The organism is Chlorogloeopsis fritschii PCC 6912, from assembly GCF_000317285.1.
GTDB classification, from domain to species: domain Bacteria; phylum Cyanobacteriota; class Cyanobacteriia; order Cyanobacteriales; family Nostocaceae; genus Chlorogloeopsis; species Chlorogloeopsis fritschii.
Map to the genome: position 1 here is coordinate 170250 of NZ_AJLN01000116.1, position 21021 is coordinate 191270.

Here is a 21021-nt window from a genome sequence, read left to right on the forward strand (position 1 = left end):
AAAACCTATTCAAGAATCATACCATGACTATAGCTCGTTCCAACGGTTCCAATCGCTTTCAATCTCCTTTGATACCCGATTTAACCGATGCCATAACTACCAGACCAGATCGCAACACTCACGACGGGCATCCAGCAGAATTGCATCCCTCCCAAGAGGAACCAATCGAGGAGATGATAGATGCCGTCAGGAAGCTCCTGGTAGGTGTAGGAGAAGATCCGGAACGCGAGGGACTGCTAAAAACGCCAAAGCGAGTAGCAGAGGCACTGCGCTTTCTAACCAGTGGCTACAATCAGTCTTTGGAAGAAATAGTCAACGGAGCTATTTTTGACGAAGGACACAGCGAGATGGTGCTCGTTCGAGATATCAATGTTTTTAGCTTGTGCGAACACCATATGTTACCGTTTATGGGCAAAGCTCATGTTGCCTATATTCCCAACCAGAAAGTTGTCGGATTGAGTAAGCTGGCTCGCATTGTGGAAATGTATTCTCGCCGCTTACAAGTGCAAGAGAGATTAACTCGGCAAATTGCCGAAGCTATTCAGGAAATTTTGGAACCACAAGGCGTTGCAGTGGTGATGGAAGCCACCCATATGTGCATGGTAATGCGCGGTGTACAAAAACCTGGCTCCTGGACTGTTACCAGCGCTATGGTGGGTGTTTTCCAAGAAGAGCAAAAAACCCGCGAAGAATTTTTTAACTTAATTCGTCACCAAGCAGCAATATTTTAGAGACTAGGGACTAGGGACTAGGGACTAGGGACTAGGGACTAGGAATCAAGTATTTAGTCAAAGTTGTATATTATTCTAGCCTCTAGCCTCTAGCCCCTAGCCCCAACCTCTCAAACAACCTAGCCACCTTATCTAAATCTTTATCCCCAGGGGCACGTTCTACACCACTCGATAAATCGATGCCACTGGGCTGAACTTGATTGAGGGCTTCTAAGATGTTATCCGGCGTCAGTCCCCCAGCTAAAAACCAAGGACAGCTGGGGTTAAATTGCTGTAATATTTGCCAATCTAAAGTTTTACCTGTTCCACCTAGTTGCTGGGGATGATAGGCATCAAGTAGTAGCGTATCTACACAAGTACTATAGGCAATTGCTTTGTCAAAATCTGCGGCATTACGTATCCTTAAAGCTTTAATAATTTCTACGTCGGGCAAATTTACACGTAACTTTTGACAAAATTCTGGTGATTCGTCTGCGTGCAATTGAACGCCAGTTAGTCCAGAGTCAGTAGCTATCTGCGTAATTTCCTCAACGCTAGTATTTGCAAATACACCAATTGTATCAATATTGTTAGGTAAAAGTGCCACCACTGCTCGAATTTGCTCTACGTATACGTAGCGGGGTGAGGTAGAAACACAAATAAATCCTAAAGCTGTTGCGCCAAAAGAAGCGATTGCTTTACCTTGTTCTGGTTTTGTAATGCCGCAAATCTTAACCCGCATAAAATAAAAATTTCAGAGTTTCTGTGTCGCTGGCAATTCTATAATCTTTGTGGTCTATGTCAATATTTTTTTGAGGAGATACAAGTTTGATTTCTTCAATTTTACTAGCAGCCCAACCCACCGTTCCTGCTACACCAGCGTGGAGTCCTACAGTGGGAATCATTATCAGTGTTAGCTGTATAGTAGCAGTTTTACTGACTACCAGAATTGAGCGCCCTCAAGTTGGCCCGAAATTACCTGGGCTACCTTTGAGCGTTCCTGCATTCATTGCGGCAATGGCTTTCGGTCATTTGCTTGGCGTTGGTATTGTTTTAGGGCTGACTAATATCGGTAGTATTTAGTTTTTGATCTAAAGCTCTGATTCAAATTTCTCTCCTGCATCCTCCTAACTACGGGAAGAGTTTTAACCTACCTGTAGAGGGAGGATGCAGATGCTAAATCAGGTAGAGCATAGACGTGACCATAAAAAGGCGATCACGTCGCATTTTTAAAGCTAAATCCATTGATTTATGCAGGAGAAGTAAACATGATTTCATCAATCTTATTAGCAGCTCAACCTACTGTTCCTTACAGTGGCGCGGGATGGAGCTTGGCACAGCCAGTCATTATCATTGGTGCTTGCCTATTATGTCTTTTGATCATTCCCCGTGTCGTTTGGTATCCTCATGTCGGGCCGAAAATGCCTTTACCTTTCCCTTCAGTGTTCAATAATCCCAGCGTTGGTACATTCCTGGCTGCAATGGCTGCCGGTCATTTGATTGGTGTTGGTGCCTACTTAGGATTAACCAATATTCGCTATCTAGCAAGTTAACAATCAGCATATAATTTAAATTCCAAAGGCACATCATGATTCTGGTGTGCCCGATCGCTCCGGAAAGTGCACGATTGTAATAGACGTTTCTGGGTTGGCACGGGCGATCGCTTCCGGTTCTCTTCCCAATGCTGGTTGACCGAAACGATGAGTGCTTTCAAGCAAAACCAATAAATCATTGGCTTTGAGTAATTCTGAGATTTTTCTGACTGAATTTCCTCGGATTTTTTGGATGGGAATTTCAGTATCGCCTACCATTGATTCTAGATTGGGTATATATTGTACTGGTTCGGACAATACTTGTAACACTTGCAGGGGAGCCTTGAGCGCTTCTGAAAGGATTTTCGCCAAGCTGAGAGTTTGGCGGAGCGTAGCAGCAGAAACTCTGTAGTCAGTTATAGCTAACAATACTCTTTGGGTATTCTCTATTGGCTGGGCAAAACGAGTAATCAACACAGGTGCTGTTGAACGCCGCACAATGTTATCAATTACACCACCGAAGAAGTTTTCCCGATATGTAGAGTAACCTTTCCAACCACAAATTACCAAACTGGCATCTCTTTCTTGGGCTGCTCGCAAAATACCTAAATCAATGGAATCATCAATCCTACCGATAGGTTCAACACGAGTTACAGCAGCGTGGGCAAGAGTTTCAGCAGTATCCAACAGCCGTTTTTGTTGCGTCTTTGCTGTTACACCCACAGATCCATGTTTATCTGAAATGATGACGTGTAGTGGTAATAAAGTGCCGTTGCCTTCTTTAGTGAGGATAATAGCCAAATTGAGCAAGTTATCCTCTGTACTGGGGTTAGCAACCGGAACTAAAACACGATTTGCTAAATTACTTAACGTTGCCGAATGTTCCAAGTCTTCTGTTTTAGAGTTAGCAGCATGGGCAGTCTCTTGCTGAATTTTTCCTCCCCACCGCTCCACAATCCAGGGGGAAGCAATACAGCTTACCAATATCATCGCGATAATTCCATTGACAGTTAATTCATCAACTAGCTTGATGTTAAACGCAACTGTAATAGCTGCTAGTGTAGAAGCGGCTTGGGCGACTGAAAGCCCAAACATCACCATCGTACTGGGCATTTTCCACTTAAATACCTTAGCTGTTCCCCAAGCTGCTAAAAATTTGCTGGCGAATTCTGCCCCAATCATCACAACAGCAACTAAGATACCACGGGCATCTTTGACGAGGATAAGAGGGTTTACCAACATTCCCACAGAAATGAGGAAAAAAGGCACAAACAGCGTGTTGCCAATAAACTGAATACGATTCATCAACGGACTCATCTGGGGAATGAGTTGAGTAATAGCCACTCCTGCTAAGAATGCTCCAACAATTGGCTCAATTTCAATTAATTTGGCAAGATAAGAAACAATAAATAGAGCCGCCAATACAAATAAAAATTCTGCCCCTTCATCATGTCCGAAGCGACGAAAAAACCAACGACCTAGATTTGGTACTCCCCAAAGGGTAGCAAAAGTATAGATTGCCAGGGATGGAATCAAAAACAGCCAAAAGCCAAGTGTAAGATTACCTTGGTTGGCTTTGACAACAATCGCTAGCACCAACAGCGCTAGCACATTTGTAATCAGTGTCCCTCCTAAAGTGGCAGTGACAACCTGATTCCGCATAATCCCAAGTTTGGAAAGAACAGGTAAAGCCAACAGCGTGTGAGAAGCAAAACAAGAGGCTACCAATACCGAGGCTAAAAAGCTATATCCTAAGGGCAACATTGCTGCTGTGCCTAGAACCATGGGAATCACAAACGTTGCTAATCCAAAGGTCAAAGCTTTATTCGCGTTGCGTTTGAGATCGTCTAAACTGGTTTCGAGTCCACCAAGAAACATCAAAAACAGCAACCCTACCGTACCGAGCAACTCTATTGTTTTGTCTCGTTCTAGCAAACCCAAACCATAAGGCCCGACAATTATCCCTGCTAAAATCAAGCCAATAATTCCTGGCAACTTGAAACGCTCAAATAATAGAGGCGTAACAAGCATGATTGCCAGAATAATTAGGAAGATGGCAACCGGATCGGTAATTGGTTGAAATATCTGTGCAAAGACAGGTGCAAAAACTAACTGCTGAGTTAGGTTGATTTCACGCAAATTCAAAAGCTGTAGTTCAATGTTCACAATGGCTACTTTTGAGAAGACTGCTAACTGCCTTAATTGAGTAAACCCTTCTCCTTCAGCGCTTCCAAAACTGCCTGAGCATCAGGTGAACCCTGACGGTAGAATACAGGCGGCTGACCTAAAGGAGCATCTATCTGCTGATACATGCCTTGGGCTACATTACCGTAAGTATTGCCACTCCACAGGTGAACCCATTTACCAATGGGCAAATAAACATTAACACTAGTCGCGCCCGGCTTTAAAACTGGTGCAATTAAAAACTCACTTCCCAGTAAAAACTCATCTTCGATTTTGTAAGTATTGGGGTCATCGGGATAGTGTAAAAATAGATGGCGAACGAGCGGATATCCTGTTGTTGCTGCTTCTGCCATTAATTTTTTCCTATATCCAGCAAACGCCGCATAAATTTTTGCCCAGTAACTGAAAGTGGCTAATGTTTCATCGTTAGTATTAAACTGGACGTTGGCATCGGGCTGGTTACCTTCGTGGGTGCGGAATATTGGGCTAAAGGCATTCATTTCCATCCACCGAAAGAGGAGTTCTTTAGAACGCTTGAAGCCAATACCCAAAGCGAGCAAAATTGGGTAGGCAATACTCGTGTAGCCACCAATATCACTGTGGTTAATGCTAAACCCAGATATTCCACCGCTAATTAATCCTTTCAGGGCGCTGGGCATACCGTCGTTTTCTTTCCAGGTGACGTTTTGATCGCCCAACCACATAGCTGTACTAAAAAGAGGAGTTTTGAGGTATCCGGCGCGATTGAAAAACCATACTTCACCTTCTTTACCAACTTCTGCGATCGCCTCCCGATTTACTTGTGCCCAGTCAACTGCATACTGATTGTGATAGCTGAGTCCTGATTCTTGGGAATAAAACTTACCATCAAACTGTGCTGCTTCTGCGAAGTCTGCCATCCAAAATTTTGCACCGTTGCCTAGTATCTCTTCTTTAATTAGGCTTTTAAACCATTCACGGGCATTCGGGTTACTTAAATCAACAAGAGCGGCAGCAAAATCAGTATTATCCACAAGATAAATCTCTCCTGCTTCGTCCTTGACCAAAAAATCTTGTTCTTCTGCTTCTTGGTAAAGGTTTCGTCTACCTTGAATTTGTTCTGAAGGAGGATTGACTAAAAAAGGGTTGATATACACACCAACACTAATTCCTTCCTGAGCTAAATCGGCTACTAATTCTTTCCAGTTAGGATAAGTATTTTCATCTAACTGCCAATTCCACCACAATTGTTTGCCGATCGCAGTTTTGCGTTGCCCTACCCAGTCTTGTAACCAAAAACCAGCAATGGGAGTGTTGAAAGCGCGTAGCTTTTCCCAGACAGATTGTACTAACCGAGTGCCACCCTGCATCCCAACAATGGCACCATAGTTCACCCACTCCGGAAGAGGTGCCATCCGCCCCGTGTGGGCGGTATACAGTTCTATCAACTCCAATGGAGTCTCACCAGCAAGAATTCGCCCCTGCATCCGGTTAGAAAAAATTCTCACGCTGGCTGTTTCTTTTTCTCGCAGATCGAATACAGAAGGTTCGGTATTCATCAAAAACAGCGATCGCATTTTGCTGGTAATAAAATGAGGTGCTGGAGCATAGCTGGAGAACATTGTACCTGCTACCCCTAGCAAATTCAGGGTTTTGGGGCCGGGATCTCCACGCCCGATTCCACCTTCTTCGGTTACAATTCGCACTTCATAACCTTTGCAATCAATTCGAGAAAACTGCTCGCCGAAGCCGTAAAAGTGTTCGTCAGCCGATGTAGCAAATCGTAATTGAGCTAGATTGATGTCGTCACCAATGATATGCAAGTAAAAATCGAGTTGTTTCGAGCCAGAAGTACGGAAGTATAGTGCGTATTGGGCGCTTTCGCCTTGAGATCGTGATTCCTGGAGACGTCCAAAAATCACTAAGAAATCTCCTGCTTCCTCAATCCGATCTACCGTTTGATTGGGAAATTGGGACTTCCTATTTTCATCAATCTCTACCGAACCGCGTTCCTCAATAATTTCCAGGTGTACTTTCGCACCAGCAATAAAATTCTGACCAGCAGGTGTGTGCCATATTATCTTGGATGGATTGTCTGCATGATTGATGTACAGATAGGGCTTCTGTGTATCAGCACCCTGCCAATTGATTGTAAATTCCCCTAACTGATAAGTTTGGCTAGGAACAACTGTAGCGATCGCACCAAAATCGATAACTTTTGGACGAAAAATGATCCGGAAAGGTTTAGTCAGCACTCGCAGGAGCCGCCTTACTACCCAACCAGAAGCACGCACTCTGGACTTTGGTCGTTTTACCTGTTTTTGGAGTTGCTGTAGCTGTTTAAAAGTTAACGCTTCTGGGGTGTTTTCCTGGTAGTCCTGGGGAGAAGGCATATTCTTACTTCCTATACTGATGAAATTACTTACAATACTATTAGTTATATGTATTTAAATTAACTTTATCTATCGTCTCAAGAAAATTTATAGTTTTTGTCACACATCGAAAAGATTTTTCATCAGTGTGACAAAAAAATTCAGTACGTTAGGATAATCCGTAACGCACGCTAGTACATATAGGTAATTTCAACCAAGAAAGGAGTAATTCCCGACTGACTTGGAAATAACGGCTAGGAACTAGAGAAAAGAGATTCGTTACCAGGTTGAACCTGGTAACGAGAAACGAGAACTAGAGCCTCTGGCTCTCAATCATCCTAGCCTTGCAGCTGTTCGCTCAGACGTTGCTCTAACATTTCTAATAAGCTATCAACATCCTTGCCAACTTGTTCAAAACAAACTGGCGGTGCTGGTTGTGATTCAAAATGAATTAACTTAATTTGGTCTTTTCCAATAGCAATCATCACGACTTCCATTTCAGGTTGATAATGCGCCACAATTCCCAAAATTTCCTGAAGTCTGTTCTCAACTTTCAGATTTAAGTTCTCTACTGCTTCTTGGGGACAGTACACAAAATGCGGCTTTGGTTGCAAGTCAATACCGATAGTACCTTTGCTGTCACCATTTTCTAACCACAAGCCCCAAGCTAGTGCCGCCAGTTCTTGCTGATGGGTTTTGATAAATTGATCGAGTTGGCGACGCCACTTATTCTCTGGTGATTCCGGTTGGGTAGTACCAAATATCATATTTAACTAGGGGACAGGGGATAGAGGATAGGGGACAGGTTAGTTCTACTTTCTATATGAAGATGCATATTATTAGCCTGCGGAGGCAGGCTTGGTCTGTGTAGCCTCAGGCTTCTAGCCTGAGGGTGTTAATGTGCAGCCTCTTAATAGAAAATCATCTCACGCCAAGAGGCAATGTTGACATACTTACCTTAAACCAGACTGGACGCGCCATAAACTAGCATAAACTCCGTTTTGCTCTAGCAGTTGCTCATGAGTTCCAGACTCGACAAATTTTCCGTGTTCCATGACATAGATACGATCGCTATTACGAATAGTAGAAAGACGGTGAGCGATCGCGATCGTTGTTCGATTGACAGTGATGCGTTCTAGCGATCGCTGAATTGCTGCTTCTGTTTCGTTATCTACGGCTGAGGTGGCTTCATCTAAAATCAGAATTGGCGGATTTTTGAGTACGGCGCGGGCGATCGCTATTCGTTGGCGTTGCCCGCCCGATAGCTTTTGCCCTCGTTCGCCCACTATTGTTTCATATCCTTGGGGCAAACTGGTAATAAATTCATGCGCCTCTGCGATTTTAGCTGCCATAATAATTTCTCGCTCGCTAGCATCAAAGCTTCCGTAGGCAATATTCTCTGCCACAGTACCATGAAATAAAAATACATCCTGACTCACCAAACCAATACAGCGACGTAAATCTTGCAATCTTAGCTTTTGGATATCAAAACCATCTAGAGTGATTTCTCCTGACTGCACTTCGTAAAACCGCAATAAAAGTTTAACTAAAGTGCTTTTCCCAGAACCAGTAGAACCAACAATAGCGATCGTTTTCCCCGCCGGAATCATTAATGACAAATTCTTGATTACTGGTTGCCTGCCTTGATAAGCAAAAGTAATATGCTTAAATTCCACTTCCCCACGCACTTCTTTTAAAGGTAGCGGCACATCTCCCGGATGCATCGCAATAGGAGTATCCAACAAATTCATGACTCGATTGGTGGAAGCCATTGCTCGTTGATATTGATCAAAAGTCTCGCCTAATCTAGTTAAAGGCCACAGCAAGCGCTGAATTAAAAAAACTAAAACGCTATATGCGCCTACAGAAATTGTGCCTCGAACCGCTGCCAACCCACCATAGAATAACAATGCTGTGAATCCCACTAAAATCAGCATCCTAATTAAAGGAATGTAGGCAGCAGAAAGTCTAATTGCTTTGGCATTACTACGGCGATATGCTTCACTTTCTACTGCTAAACGCGAGATTTCGTAATCTTCGGCAGTGAAACTTTTAATAGTAGTAATTCCACTGAGATTGTTCGCTAGGCGAGAATTAAGTAAACCTACCTTTTCTCGAACATCGGCGTAGCGAGGCGCAAGCACATCCTGATAAGCAAATGTTCCCCAAATAATAAAAGGTATAGGTAACATTGCCATCCAAGCCACACTAGGAGCCACAATAAAGAAAGCGCCACCAATAATGATTACAGTTGTTGCAACTTGGATAATGTCATTTGCTCCTGTATCCAAAAAACGCTCCAGTTGGTTGATATCATCACTGAGGATAGACATCAAACCACCTGTGCTGCGTTCTTCAAAGTATGCCAGTTCCAAATCTTGTAAATGTTTGTAAGCATCCAGACGTAAATCATGCTGGATGGTTTGTGCCAAGTTACGCCATAGTCTGGCATAGGCATATTCAAAAATAGATTCTAAAATCCAAATAATGGCAGTCAAAAAAGCAAGAATTAAAAATTGTCCAAAAATATCTTTGATTCCCAACTGTGCAATGATAGAATCTTGCTGCTTTACTACCACATCAACCGCGATGCCAATTAACCCTGGTGGTGCTAAGTCCATCAGCTTGTTAATAATGGAACAAGCACTAGCTTGCCAAAATTCTTTGCGATACTGCTGTCCATAGTTCAGCAGACGTTTGAGAGGATGGGTTGAATCTTTATCTTTTTTTACCACCTGACGAGAGTTGAATACCGTAGTCACTGCCGTTTGCGATTAAGTCAAAGAACTGATACTACCATGTTTGCCATTAATGAAGCGTCACCATATAGCTAGAAATACTTAACAATAATCAAAGGAGATAGGATTTGAAAAATCAGCAATTTGGTAGTTGGCAAAGCATAGTAGCAGGTGTTGCAATAGCAATACTTGTGATATTTGCTCTCAATTCCTTTATCATTATTAATCCAGGCGAAGCGGGGGTGTTAAGTATTTTGGGTAAAGCAAGAGATGGAGCTTTACTAGAGGGTATTCATATCAAACCACCATTTATCTCTAGAGTAGATGTATATGATGTAACGGTGCAAAAATACGAAATACCTGCTCAAAGTGCTACCAAAGATTTGCAAGAACTAACAGCTAAATTTGCTATCAATTTCCGCATCGATCCTCAACAAGTAGTTGAAATTAGAAGAAAACAGGGAAGTTTAGAGAATATTGTCTCTAAAATAATCGCTCCTCAAACTCAAGAATCTTTTAAAATTGCAGCGGCAAGGAGGACAGTAGAAGAGGCAATTACCAAAAGAAATGAACTAAAGGAAGATTTTGATACAGCTTTGGGACAACGCTTAGATAAATATGGGATAATTGTTTTAGATACTAGTGTGATTGACTTAACATTCTCTCCAGAATTTGCAAAAGCAGTTGAAGATAAACAAATTGCGGAACAAAGAGCGCAAAGAGCTGTCTACATAGCACAGGAAGCTGAACAAGAAGCACAAGCAGATATTAATCGTGCCAAGGGAAAAGCTGAGGCTCAAAGACTTTTAGCAGAAACACTAAAAGCCCAAGGAGGGCAGTTAGTTCTACAAAAGGAAGCAATTGAAGCGTGGAAAAACGGTGGTGCTCAAATGCCAAAAGTTCTTGTCATTGGTAAAGACTCTCAAAGCAGTGTACCCTTCCTTTTTAATGTAAGTAATATGCAGGAATAAACCTAAGTTTCAACTGAAACGTAGATCTAGCCCTCATCAGCAACAGAGTACACACCTAGTAGATAATAAACAGATTTATGTCAAGCAAAAATCAGACTAACTTCACGATCGCAGACGCCAAAAAAGTTCTGAATAAGTTCAATTGTGTAGATATTGCACCAAAAATTAAGCCGTCAGAAAAAACTTTAATTCGTGAAGCTTTACTTTTGATTGCCAAACTTTCTGATTACCAAATTTTAGGTATTTGTGCTGATACAGAAGCAGAAGGGATGTTAGCGATGAAAACATATTCCTTGGCTTTGGGTTATGAACCACCAAGTAATTTACCTGCAATTGAAGGGCCTGTTTATATTAAATTAAATGGCAAAAATGGTGTGTGCCATATCGATTCTTATTTTGGGCATCATCGCGGTGTGTTGGTATCATGTCAGTCTTTTTCTCCTAATGGTATTAACGAAATGTACGGTCATTTACCCCTAGACTTATTTGTATAATAGGGTGAATAATGGTAAGTTAATGTACCATTTACAATAATGATGCGATAGAAAAGGCTCGTAGTAGCACGATCTGAGCAAAAGTTGACTACCAAAACCATAGACTTCTTGCAACAATCACTATCTAGATTAATTACAACCACAGATAGACACCGATAAACACAGATTTTATTTGTGTCCATCTGTGGTCGAATTGTTTAACAATAGAATGAGTGCAAGAGGTTTAAATTTGAAATTATTATGAGTCTGATTACACTGCAATCAGTTAAAAAAGATTTTGGCATTAAAGAAATTCTTAAAGATGCAAGCTTTAGTTTAGATGCAACTGATAAAGTCGGTTTAATTGGTACTAATGGTTCTGGCAAATCAACATTATTAAAAATGATTGCTGGATTAGAACCAATTGATGGCGGGCAAATTTTTGTTAATTCTGGTGCGAAAATTATATACTTGCCCCAACAGCCAGATTTAGATGAGAATCATACAGTTTTAGAGCAAGTTTTTGCTGATAGTGGTGAAGAAATGGCTTTGGTACGTGAGTATGAAGAAATTTCCGAACAATTAGCTCACGAGCCAGACAATAGTCAGTTGATGTCTCGCCTTTCTGCGGTAATGCAGCGTATGGATGCAAATGGTGCTTGGGAATTAGAAACCAACGCTAAAATCATCCTCTCCAAATTAGGAATTACAGATTTTAATGCTCGCATCGAAACTTTGTCTGGAGGTTATCGCAAGCGTATCGCTTTAGCCACAGCTTTGCTATCAGAGCCAGATTTATTATTGATGGATGAGCCAACAAACCATTTAGATGCAAATTCTGTCGAGTGGCTGCAAAGTTATTTAAATCGCTATCGTGGTGCGCTGTTGCTGATTACTCACGATCGCTATTTTTTAGATCGCGTCACCAACCGCATTATAGAAATCGATCGAGGCGACATCTATACCTACTCTGGGAATTATTCATACTATCTAGAAAAGAAAGCCGAAGCAGAAGAATCCGCTCTGAGCAGTCAGCGTAAATTTCAGGGAGTATTGCGGCGCGAATTGGAATGGTTGAAAAGAGGGCCAAAAGCCAGAAGTACTAAACAAAAAGCTAGAATAGATCGGATTAGTGATATGCAAGCAACTGAGTTTAAACAAGCTCAGGGAAAAGTTGATATTTCTACAGCCAGTCGTCGGATCGGCAAAAAAGTTATCGAACTGGAAAATATTTCCAAAGCTTACAATGGGCGTACCTTAATTAAAAATTTTACCTACGAATTTAACCCAGAAGACCGGATTGGCATTATTGGTGGTAATGGTGCGGGTAAGTCTACATTGATGGATATTATTACCGGGCGCGTGCAGCCGGATGCGGGTAATGTGGACATTGGTACTACCATTCACATTGGCTATTTTGACCAACATTCTGAAGAATTATTGACAGCGTTGAACGAAAATCAGCGCGTGATTGAATACATTAAAGAAGAAGGGGAATACGTTCAAATTTCTGACGGTACTAAAATTACTGCTTCCCAAATGCTAGAGCGATTTTTATTTCCTGGGAATCAGCAATATGCTCCCATTCATAAACTTTCTGGAGGAGAAAAACGACGCTTATTTTTATTGCGCGTTTTGATGGGTGCCCCGAATGTTTTGATATTAGATGAACCGACGAATGATTTGGATGTACAAACGTTAGCAATTCTGGAAGAATATTTAGAAGATTTTAACGGCTGTGTGATTGTTGTCTCCCACGATCGCTATTTTCTCGATCGGACAGTAGATACTATCTTTGCCCTCGAAGAAGGAGGAAATATTCGACAGTATCCTGGTAATTACTCAGTTTATCTAGATTACAAAAAAGCTGAAGAAGAAAAGCAGCAAGCAACTAATAATACTAAGGAAAAGCCGAAAAATTTAGAGGCAGAGAAAGTAAATTCTCAACCCCCACAACCAGAACAGAAAAAACGGCGCAGACTCTCAACTTGGGAAAGGCGGGAATTTGAAGAACTCGAAGGTAAAATTGCTCAATTAGAAGCTGAGAAAACAGAAACAGAAAAAGCGCTCTCCAAAGTGCCGCCAGGCAATTACACCCAAGTACAAAAACTCTACGAAGAGGTGGAAACACTAAAGCAAGCCATAGATGTGGCAACAGAGCGCTGGTTAGAATTAGCTGAAATGGAGTCTTAGAGAATATCAACAGTATCAATTATACCCAAATATCAGAGGTGCAATCGCCACCTGGATAACGCATTTCGTGCGCACGAGCGGGGCCAGCTGGTTCTTTACTAAAATCAACGTAGAAATCATGGTTAATTTTCATACCGCCATTTTCAGTATCGCAGTCAATCTGCAACAAATAGGAACCTGTCTTGGATAAATTCGGGTAAAACTGATTATCCCAACTACTAAATAGAGAATTTGTGACATAAAGCCGCTTACCATCCAAACTTAGTTGTAGCATCTGCGGGCCACCAGCCAATTTATGAGCTTGAACTTCGCTGCCATTACCAAGCAAACCACCGCACCAAACCTGTCCCGTGAGTTGGGGTTGGGAAGGGTTGCTGATGTCATACTGACGAATATCGCCGTGCAACCAGTTGGAGAAGTAAACAAAGCGATCGTCCATTGAAATCAGGATATCGGTAATTAAAGATGGTACGGGAATTGGCCAGCCTTCTACTTCCACCGAGGCTACATCAATAACTTTTTCTATTTGCCAATGTCCGTTGGATTTGTACCAGTGCCAAACATTACTGCTGAGTGCAGCACCAACAAATCCATGCGTACTCTCAGGGTTATGGTGAAAACGCACTTCTAAGGGGATGGTTCCTTCTTCACCTAAATCAAAACTTTCAATAATTTCGTGTTTTGACCAATCCCAGAAATGCAAATGATGCCCGTATTTTCCGGCTGCTACGTCATTCAACTCAAAACCAGGATAAAAAGTTTTCGGTGCGCCCCATTCGCTACTCACCATGACATTATGTCGCGGTTGATACCAGAAATCGTAATTAAACCGCATGGCGTCGGCTTGACGTTCCCAGCGCCCGACAATATCAAAATTCTTGTCCAGCAACAAAAAGCCGCCGGGGCCATTGCCTTCACCATCACCTAACATAGAAATCATTACGTGGCTATCGGCTAGGCAGTGGACTGTGTGAGGGGCTGTTAAATTGGTTTTTGCTTTGATTTCTTCTGGTTCAATGATTTTATAAAGTTTGGGAGTACGGGCATCTGCCGTATCAACAATATAAACTCGGCTAGAACGCAGTCCAGGAATAACTAAAAAGCGCCGAGATTTACTGCTATCACTATGACACGAGCTGCAAGCATTCCAGCCAAAATGATGTAATTCATCGCCAAGATAGGGCATAGGCAGACGATGAATGACTTGAGAGTAAGTCGGGGAATTGGGATCGACATCTACAGTGGCAAGATAATCTGGTGCTTCGATACCTGTACCTGTATAGAGGGCGATCGCATAAAGAATCTTTTCGCGTTCTGCTTTAATTGCCGCTTCTGGAGAAGCGTAGCCAGGGCCGCAACAAGCATGAGTCATATTTTACACCTCCGATGAATTCTTAGAAATCATATGCAGACTATTCCTATTTTCTCGGATGCATACACTGGAAGTATAATCAAAACTTTGTCTTAAAGATTTTCTAGATATATCTTTTAATCTTCATCTTGCATCCAATAAATGACTTTATCTATTTCTTCCCCATCATTGTATATGTGAGGGGAAAAACGCAAACCAAAGTTGGGTCTAATATCTATGAAAATATTTTCCTTTTTGAATTTTTCATAAGCTTTTTGAGGATTATTAAATTGAATAACAACCGTTCCTCCACGCTCTGAAGCTTCAGTAGGTGTAAGCACACTTAACCTTTTGGTTCGAGCAGCCTGAATTAGACGTTCTGTTAATACTAAATTGTGAGAGCGAATTTTATCTACACCAATGCTGTTAATTTCATCAATACCTACCTTAGCAATAACAAAAGGGAGAACAGAGGGAGTTCCTCCCCAAAAACGTTTAGCGTTCTTCGCATATTGAAAATTATGAATGTTAAATTCCCAGGGATTTTCATGAGAAAACCAACCCACATCAACTGGAGCAAAACTTAAAATACTTTCCGAATTCGCCCAAAGAAATGCTGCACCTGGGCCTCCACATAACCATTTAATAGACGAACCTATTACAAAATCAGCATTCCATACAGTAACATCAATCGGTATCACACCAACAGATTGGGCAATATCAACTACTGTAAAGATGCCTTGTTCTCTGGCAGATTGAATGATTTCTTTGACCGGATTTAAGAAGCTATTACCATAATTAACATGAGTAATAAACGCAAGTTGAGTATCTTTTGTAAGATGCTGTTTCCAGCTATCTAAAAATAACTGATTATCCTTGGCAGGTAGGAATTGAATTTGGTAGCCGCTCCTCTCCATTTGAGATAAAGCAAATCCCATCGATGGAAAATCAACTTCTGAAAGTATAATTTTGCTTCTGCCTTGACGTGGTGGAAGCGAATGTAGAATTTTACAAATTGCGGAAGACACATTAGTTTGAGGACAAATCTCCTCAGAATTACTATGAATTAAAGTAGAGAGAGATTTGCAGAATTCATCGATTAATTTCAGCCATTCCTCCCAAGCATTACCACCCTGTAATTTCCATAAATCAAAGAAATACTCTTTTTCTAAAGCTGTTTTTTGGGGAAGACATCCTACGGAGTGGTTTAGTAAATAAATACCTTCAGGAATAAAAAAGCGCTGTTTATATTGATTCACCATTACTAATCCGATAACATTGAATTAGTCATTTATAAACTTGATTGTTTTTACGACAAATACTAATATTTTGTTGATTTATATCTCACAATAAAATTGAACATAAAAACACCTATAGCTACATAAATTAAGTCGAAATTAGATAGCAATAGACTTTTCCTTATTAGCAATAGATTCTCTAACTTTACCGTATTGTAATCCCCAAGCATCGGTCATTTTATTTCTGACTTCCCAAAGTTCTGGAAAAAATTTCATACGCATTCCACTTTCTAGCAATTCTACAGGACGTCCTTTCAAAGATTGAGAACCCATTCCTATAGTTCTATGAATCAGTTGAATGTGATGATAACGGAATTTTTGGAACAGTTCATCATACTCTGCTAAAGCTTCTGCAATCATGTAAGCATTGCAATGAGAATACTCAGTATCATAAATTTTTTCTAAAGTCAGTCCATGTTTATCCAAATAAAAAGTTTTAAAAGACTTCCACAAAGGTTGATACATTTTCATAATAGTGCGAAAACCAGGAGATTCTTGTCCACTACCATTTCCTAAGTGTATGCGTATCTCCTGATATTCTTTTGGTGACATGGTTTCCAAAAGGCTCAATTGTTGGATCATGATTTTTTGGATTCCATGAACTCGGTTAAAAAGCGTAATAACTCTGTTAGTATTTTCTTTTTGAATATAGTCATCAATATCTAAAAGTGTATAAGCAATAAGCTTCATCCAAAGTTCTTCTGACTGATGAACAATTTGAAACTGAAGTTCATCTTGGTTGCACAATTCCTGATAGTCTTTCTGGCAGGAAAGTAAAGCGTGAGTATTTAAATAAATCTCATAATCCAATGTTCCCTGTCCATTCATAATCGAATAAAAATACTCGCGTTCCATTGAAACCTCCTAACCCTTGGTTGAGAGTCTGTCATCTTCAGGTTAATAATTGGGAATTGGTTCCAAATTTTTGAACTAATGTTCTCAGCTAATTTATTTATTTTCTTTTGCACTGGCTTTGACGTTTTCAACCAGTTTCATCTAAACAATATTAAATTCTATGTAGGCAAAATTTTGAATACTATTTTGTTTTGAACCAAATTGATACAAACAGAACTATGTTGTTTGATGGTGGTTGTCAGTAAAACCAAACTGGATGCGATCGCCTGTTTATTACACCCGTATGGAACCAAAAATTCACTACACCCGTTGAATGGCTCAATTTATATTTTAGTTTGTGGTGTTTGAGGTTGGGGTCTATCTAGGGAGTTGTTATTAGAGTGGCACCCTATTTTTCTCTCAGAGTGACAAAAGCGTCTGAGGAAAGCGATCGCCTACAATACATCACGCTTCCAAACGCTTTCCCAAACAAAAATGTGAGGATTGTGGCACTATATTTCCTGGCAATATTCGCTTTAATACTTTTCGCTAACTTGGATAGTACCAATCTTCTGAATGTTATAGTTCTAAGCAAGTAATTTTGGTGCTTAAGCCGATCGCCGGACTTGTTGCAGTTGATGGTTCTGTTGCAATTGGTACATATGATTAAATAAATTCCAGCAATATTCTTCTGGTAATCCACAGGTGACTGCACCGCGCAAGACTACATTAAAGTACCAGTCATTAGGTGCAAATTCTTTTGATAATTTATTAACTACTACGTAAGTACGAACACGATTGTAAACTTGCCCTTGGCAGTGAATATCTATATATTCGTGGCGATAACCGCCGTGTGGCACATCTTCTCGTTCATCCAAGCGATCGCTCACCCGCATCGGTAGCTGGTAGAGTACACCGTGTACTGTACTGGCTGAATCTTTGACTATATCCAATACCCCACATTTACGAAATGGGGAATAGCGATAAAAACCCAGTCGATAGCCTTTGAGTATTCCAGAGCCAATTACATAACAGTGGGTATTTTCGCCAAGCGATCGCTTCAAATCTACCGGACACATACACGAACCATAGGCAAAATAGTAAAACATTGGCTCTTTTTGTTGTATCGGTTGCAGTCTCAAGTCTAAGTTGGCAGGCTCTTGAGACTGAACCCAACTGTGATGTAAGTGTCTGCCCTGTTTGCTCATCTGTCTTTAGCAGTATTAATTCAAATTTTTAATTACACTATAATATACAAATATTTTTATCAGTATTACGGTTGCCAACAGTAGTTTCTAAATAAGAACATTTAGATTTTTGTAGGGTGGGCACTGTCTAACTTCCCTCAAATCCTTGTTTTTATGTTGTGAACAGTGCCCACCTTACTTTTGAGAGTAGTGCAAGCTCTGAGTTAAAACTGCCACAACTAAACTTTATTACGATTTTTGTAGGGTGGGCACTGTCTAACTTTCCTCAAACCCTTGTTTTTGCGTTATTAAAAGTACCCACCTTACTGTTATTGAGTTAAAACTGACTAGGTAAGATTTTCAGTCAGTTTTAACTGACTTTAGCTTTTAGCCAAGAAATAAATTTCTTGGCTGACAAGAGCATATATGCAAGATTTGAGTTAGCAGATTGCTATAATGATTTTTCCCATACTACTGAATAACGCCAAAACAAGTGCTTTCTCACATTCACTCCTGGCAGGAAATGTGTATAGATTTGCTTTGCTTGCGATAAGGTGAGGTAATTATCTGTGCGCCCATGCTCTCTCCATGCTTCTATTGCTTCCCGCGTCGGGTTGATGCGCCTGTTTTTGAGGATTTTAAATATCAAGTTAAGTGGAACAGCCATTAAATCGCTCAAAGTGTCTTGGATGCTCTCACTTTTGAGCAAGTCTAGAATCACTAGCTTTCCACCTGGTTTTAAAGCAACCTGCAAATTAGGCAATAAATTCTCAACTGGTAAGTGATGAATAGTTGCAATAGAGGCAATGACATCAAATTGCTCAACTGGAAACTCCCACTTCAATATATCCGCAACCTGGAATTTTATATTTGCATAACCTCCAGACTGTCGTTGAGCAACTTCTATCATTTTTGGAGATAAGTCTATTGCAACCACTCTGTCACAACGTTCAGCTAAAAGGCGAGTGAAAACGCCAGTGCCACAGCCAATTTCTAGAATACTCTCGCAATTAGATGGTAATTGCTTAAGTAAAAAACCGTGATAGTGGCTGTTGTGATCCCATTGCGCTGGTTCTAACAGTGCAATTCGATCAAAATCGTTCTGAATCTTTTGAGTTGGCGTCTCACTCATGTTGTCTTTTTTATGTATGCTACTGAATCAGTTGATTCCAGGCTTTAAGTACTACCTGCAAATTTTTGGGTAAGCGATTTTGAGAAATATCGTTGAATTGAACCGTACCATCTGGACTAGTTAAAGTATAGGTGATGTAATCCGCAGCGCCTGTGGGGGCTGGATAACTCAAATTCTGGAATGAATCAGATCCATTTTCTGCTAACAGTCTTTGAAACTGTCGCAGTTGCTGCAAAGAAATTCGGCGAACGCTACGTTCTGAGTCGTTAGCATCACCTATGCGAACTCGAATCAAACTTCCGTCATCGAGCAGCACAGTTTCATAGGTTCTACCAGCAAAGCCGCCACTGGAAATTTGGCGAAAAACCATCCCACTTTCTAATGGTGGTGGCAATTCGCTTGTTGGAATTGACACAGGGTTCAAGCTATCGTTGCGAGTAATTTTGCTAGCTCGTCTGTCAAACTTGATTGTATTTGGTTCACCAACGCGATAAACCAAACGCTGTTCTCCATCGCCAACAGTTACTCGCCAACCAGGTACAATACTGGGGGTGCATAAAATTAGTGGTTCACTGATACCCAAACAGCGATCTGGCCATTCTCGCCGTTCTACCTCAACTATACGCAATTGAGAAACAGGTAATCCCAACTCCTCAGATGCATCTTCCAAAACAGCGTTGGTAATGGATTTTGGTAAGGTAACGCGACTTGCGTTTTCATTGAGCCTAACTTGAGAAGCATCCTGGCTAGCACGATAAACTAGGCGTTGTTTTGGTGCTTGTACAGTTACTTCCCAAGCTTTTTGGGCAATCTGAATGCAAGCTTCATCAGGACGTGCTAAACCTAAACAACCATCAGTAGTTATTTGTTTAACGTTAGTAATGCGTAGTTGAGAAATTGGCAATCCTGTGCGTTGAGATGCTGCTTTTAAAATCGCATCGCTCACTTTTTGGGGTAACTTATTACTACTAATTTGGCTTTCTCGTTGATTTAATCTGATGATAGAACCAGATTCATTGGTGTGATAAACCAAAGTTTGATTATCTGCGTTAGCAACTACTCGCCAACCTGGTACTAAAACTTGGATGCAATTTGTATTTCGGTCAGCTAATTCCAAACAGCCATCTCTCCAGGTTCTTCGTTGTGCCTCAACGATTTTGAACCGAGAAATTGGTTGATTCAAGCGTTTAGATCCAGCTTTGAAAACAGCATTTCTAACTGAGTTTGGTAAGTTTTTTGATTGGTTGTTTGTGGGAGTATCAGAATTTGCTAACCGTAAATTACTTCCACTACTATTAGTGTGGTAAATCCATCTTTGGCTGCCATTAGACGCTATAACCCGCCAACCTGGAACTAATGCTTGGGTACAGAGTTCATCAGGCTTGGGTAAATCCAGACATCCGTTGCGCCAAGTCTGTTGACTGTATTCAATAATTTTTAGTTTGCTGGGCAAAATTCCTTCTTGACGAGAGAGATTTTGCAATACAGCCCTAGCCACTGGCTGTGGTAAACCACCTTTTTTAATATTTCCTTTTTGAAATTCGTTGACTGTTTCTGCTAACGAATTGTTTTGACTAGCTGTGGCGCTTTTTAATAGTGTTACGCCACTACTAACTGACAAACTACCAGTCAATATCAAAGCAGTAAGAATCTGGGTGTGTTTGAGGATATGACGATTATTTAGGACGGTTTTCATAGGAAAATTGCCAAACCAGTAATTAGTTAATATTCATTAATTACAAAAATAGCTAATAATAAATAATAAAGATATATCCTGCTTTAAATAAAATTATCAGGATAAAAACAAAGCTTTTTTGCAAAAATTACACAAATATAGACGCAGTTAACCTTACTTTTTGTTCCTTCTTCGTGAGAAGAAATTAACATTAAGTGATTGGATTCTGGATATTGGAGATTGGTATCGGGAAAGAGTATGAGGGTATTTACTCTCAAACCTTATAACTTTACTTGTATGAAATTTTTTTAGTATATTATATTACTTATAAGTATATAAAAGAATACGTAAATTTTGCGAAACATAGATGTAAATAGATTTTTACATAATAA

General features: G+C 40.6%; 17 protein-coding genes. 6 read left to right on the plus strand and 11 right to left on the minus strand.

The window, feature by feature from the left end:
• Positions 1–23: 23 nt before the first annotated feature.
• On the plus strand, positions 24–731 hold the full coding sequence (gene folE / locus UYC_RS0124740; protein WP_016874616.1) for a GTP cyclohydrolase I FolE: 708 nt from the start codon (positions 24–26) through the stop codon (positions 729–731).
• Between the two features lie 82 nt (positions 732–813).
• On the opposite strand, the gene UYC_RS0124745 is transcribed toward folE, so the two are convergent.
• A complete protein-coding gene (locus tag UYC_RS0124745; protein WP_016874615.1) occupies positions 814–1452 on the minus strand; it encodes a phosphoribosylanthranilate isomerase in 639 nt (212 codons plus the stop codon).
• 89 nt (positions 1453–1541) lie between these two features.
• Between UYC_RS0124745 and psaK the strand changes: the two genes are divergently transcribed.
• The gene (psaK, locus tag UYC_RS36810; protein ID WP_026087461.1) at positions 1542–1793 is read left to right on the plus strand and encodes a photosystem I reaction center subunit PsaK; all 252 of its coding nucleotides are present in this window, start codon (positions 1542–1544) and stop codon (positions 1791–1793) included.
• Between the two features lie 185 nt (positions 1794–1978).
• Positions 1979–2263: a hypothetical protein gene (locus UYC_RS0124755; protein WP_016874612.1), complete on the plus strand. Its 285-nt coding sequence runs from the start codon at positions 1979–1981 to the stop codon at positions 2261–2263.
• A 33-nt stretch (positions 2264–2296) separates the two neighbouring features.
• Here UYC_RS0124755 and UYC_RS0124760 read toward each other — a convergent pair whose 3' ends face one another.
• The 4 genes from UYC_RS0124760 to UYC_RS0124775 form a co-directional block, all read right to left on the minus strand.
• Entirely contained in the window at positions 2297–4408 is a 2112-nt protein-coding gene (locus UYC_RS0124760; protein WP_016874611.1) for a cation:proton antiporter domain-containing protein, read from the minus strand.
• A 32-nt stretch (positions 4409–4440) separates the two neighbouring features.
• A complete protein-coding gene (locus UYC_RS0124765) occupies positions 4441–6798 on the minus strand; it encodes an alpha-glucosidase (RefSeq protein WP_016874610.1) in 2358 nt (785 codons plus the stop codon).
• Between the two features lie 317 nt (positions 6799–7115).
• Positions 7116–7544 carry a beta-carboxysome assembly chaperone CcmS gene (ccmS, locus tag UYC_RS0124770; protein WP_016874609.1) on the minus strand — a complete coding sequence of 143 codons (429 nt, stop codon included), beginning with the start codon at positions 7542–7544 and terminating at the stop codon, positions 7116–7118.
• Between the two features lie 186 nt (positions 7545–7730).
• On the minus strand, positions 7731–9539 hold the full coding sequence (locus UYC_RS0124775; protein ID WP_039751182.1) for an ABC transporter ATP-binding protein: 1809 nt from the start codon (positions 9537–9539) through the stop codon (positions 7731–7733).
• A gap of 104 nt (positions 9540–9643) precedes the next feature.
• Between UYC_RS0124775 and UYC_RS0124780 the strand changes: the two genes are divergently transcribed.
• The 3 genes from UYC_RS0124780 to UYC_RS0124790 all read left to right on the plus strand — a co-directional run bounded on the left by UYC_RS0124780 (position 9644) and on the right by UYC_RS0124790 (position 13152).
• Complete coding sequence (locus UYC_RS0124780) at positions 9644–10486, plus strand: prohibitin family protein (protein WP_016874607.1); 843 nt, start codon at positions 9644–9646, stop codon at positions 10484–10486.
• 77 nt (positions 10487–10563) lie between these two features.
• Positions 10564–10980, plus strand: coding sequence for a DUF1824 family protein (locus UYC_RS0124785; protein ID WP_016874606.1), 417 nt, complete (start codon positions 10564–10566; stop codon positions 10978–10980).
• 240 nt (positions 10981–11220) lie between these two features.
• A complete protein-coding gene (locus UYC_RS0124790) occupies positions 11221–13152 on the plus strand; it encodes an ABC transporter ATP-binding protein (protein WP_016874605.1) in 1932 nt (643 codons plus the stop codon).
• Positions 13153–13171: 19 nt separating this feature from the next.
• On the opposite strand, the gene UYC_RS0124795 is transcribed toward UYC_RS0124790, so the two are convergent.
• From UYC_RS0124795 to UYC_RS0124820, 6 genes are all read right to left on the minus strand, one after another.
• Positions 13172–14524 (minus strand): selenium-binding family protein, encoded by a 1353-nt coding sequence (locus UYC_RS0124795; RefSeq protein WP_016874604.1) that lies wholly within the window; start codon positions 14522–14524, stop codon positions 13172–13174.
• Between the two features lie 116 nt (positions 14525–14640).
• Positions 14641–15765, minus strand: a complete 1125-nt coding sequence (locus tag UYC_RS0124800; protein WP_016874603.1) for an aminotransferase class V-fold PLP-dependent enzyme — start codon at positions 15763–15765, stop codon at positions 14641–14643.
• A gap of 135 nt (positions 15766–15900) precedes the next feature.
• Positions 15901–16656 (minus strand): tryptophan 2,3-dioxygenase family protein, encoded by a 756-nt coding sequence (locus UYC_RS0124805; protein ID WP_016874602.1) that lies wholly within the window; start codon positions 16654–16656, stop codon positions 15901–15903.
• 587 nt (positions 16657–17243) lie between these two features.
• Complete coding sequence (locus UYC_RS0124810; protein WP_016874601.1) at positions 17244–17843, minus strand: gamma-glutamylcyclotransferase family protein; 600 nt, start codon at positions 17841–17843, stop codon at positions 17244–17246.
• 430 nt (positions 17844–18273) lie between these two features.
• Complete coding sequence (locus UYC_RS0124815; protein ID WP_016874600.1) at positions 18274–18954, minus strand: class I SAM-dependent methyltransferase; 681 nt, start codon at positions 18952–18954, stop codon at positions 18274–18276.
• Between the two features lie 19 nt (positions 18955–18973).
• Positions 18974–20650 (minus strand): hypothetical protein, encoded by a 1677-nt coding sequence (locus UYC_RS0124820; protein WP_016874599.1) that lies wholly within the window; start codon positions 20648–20650, stop codon positions 18974–18976.
• Between the last annotated feature and the right edge of the window lie 371 nt (positions 20651–21021).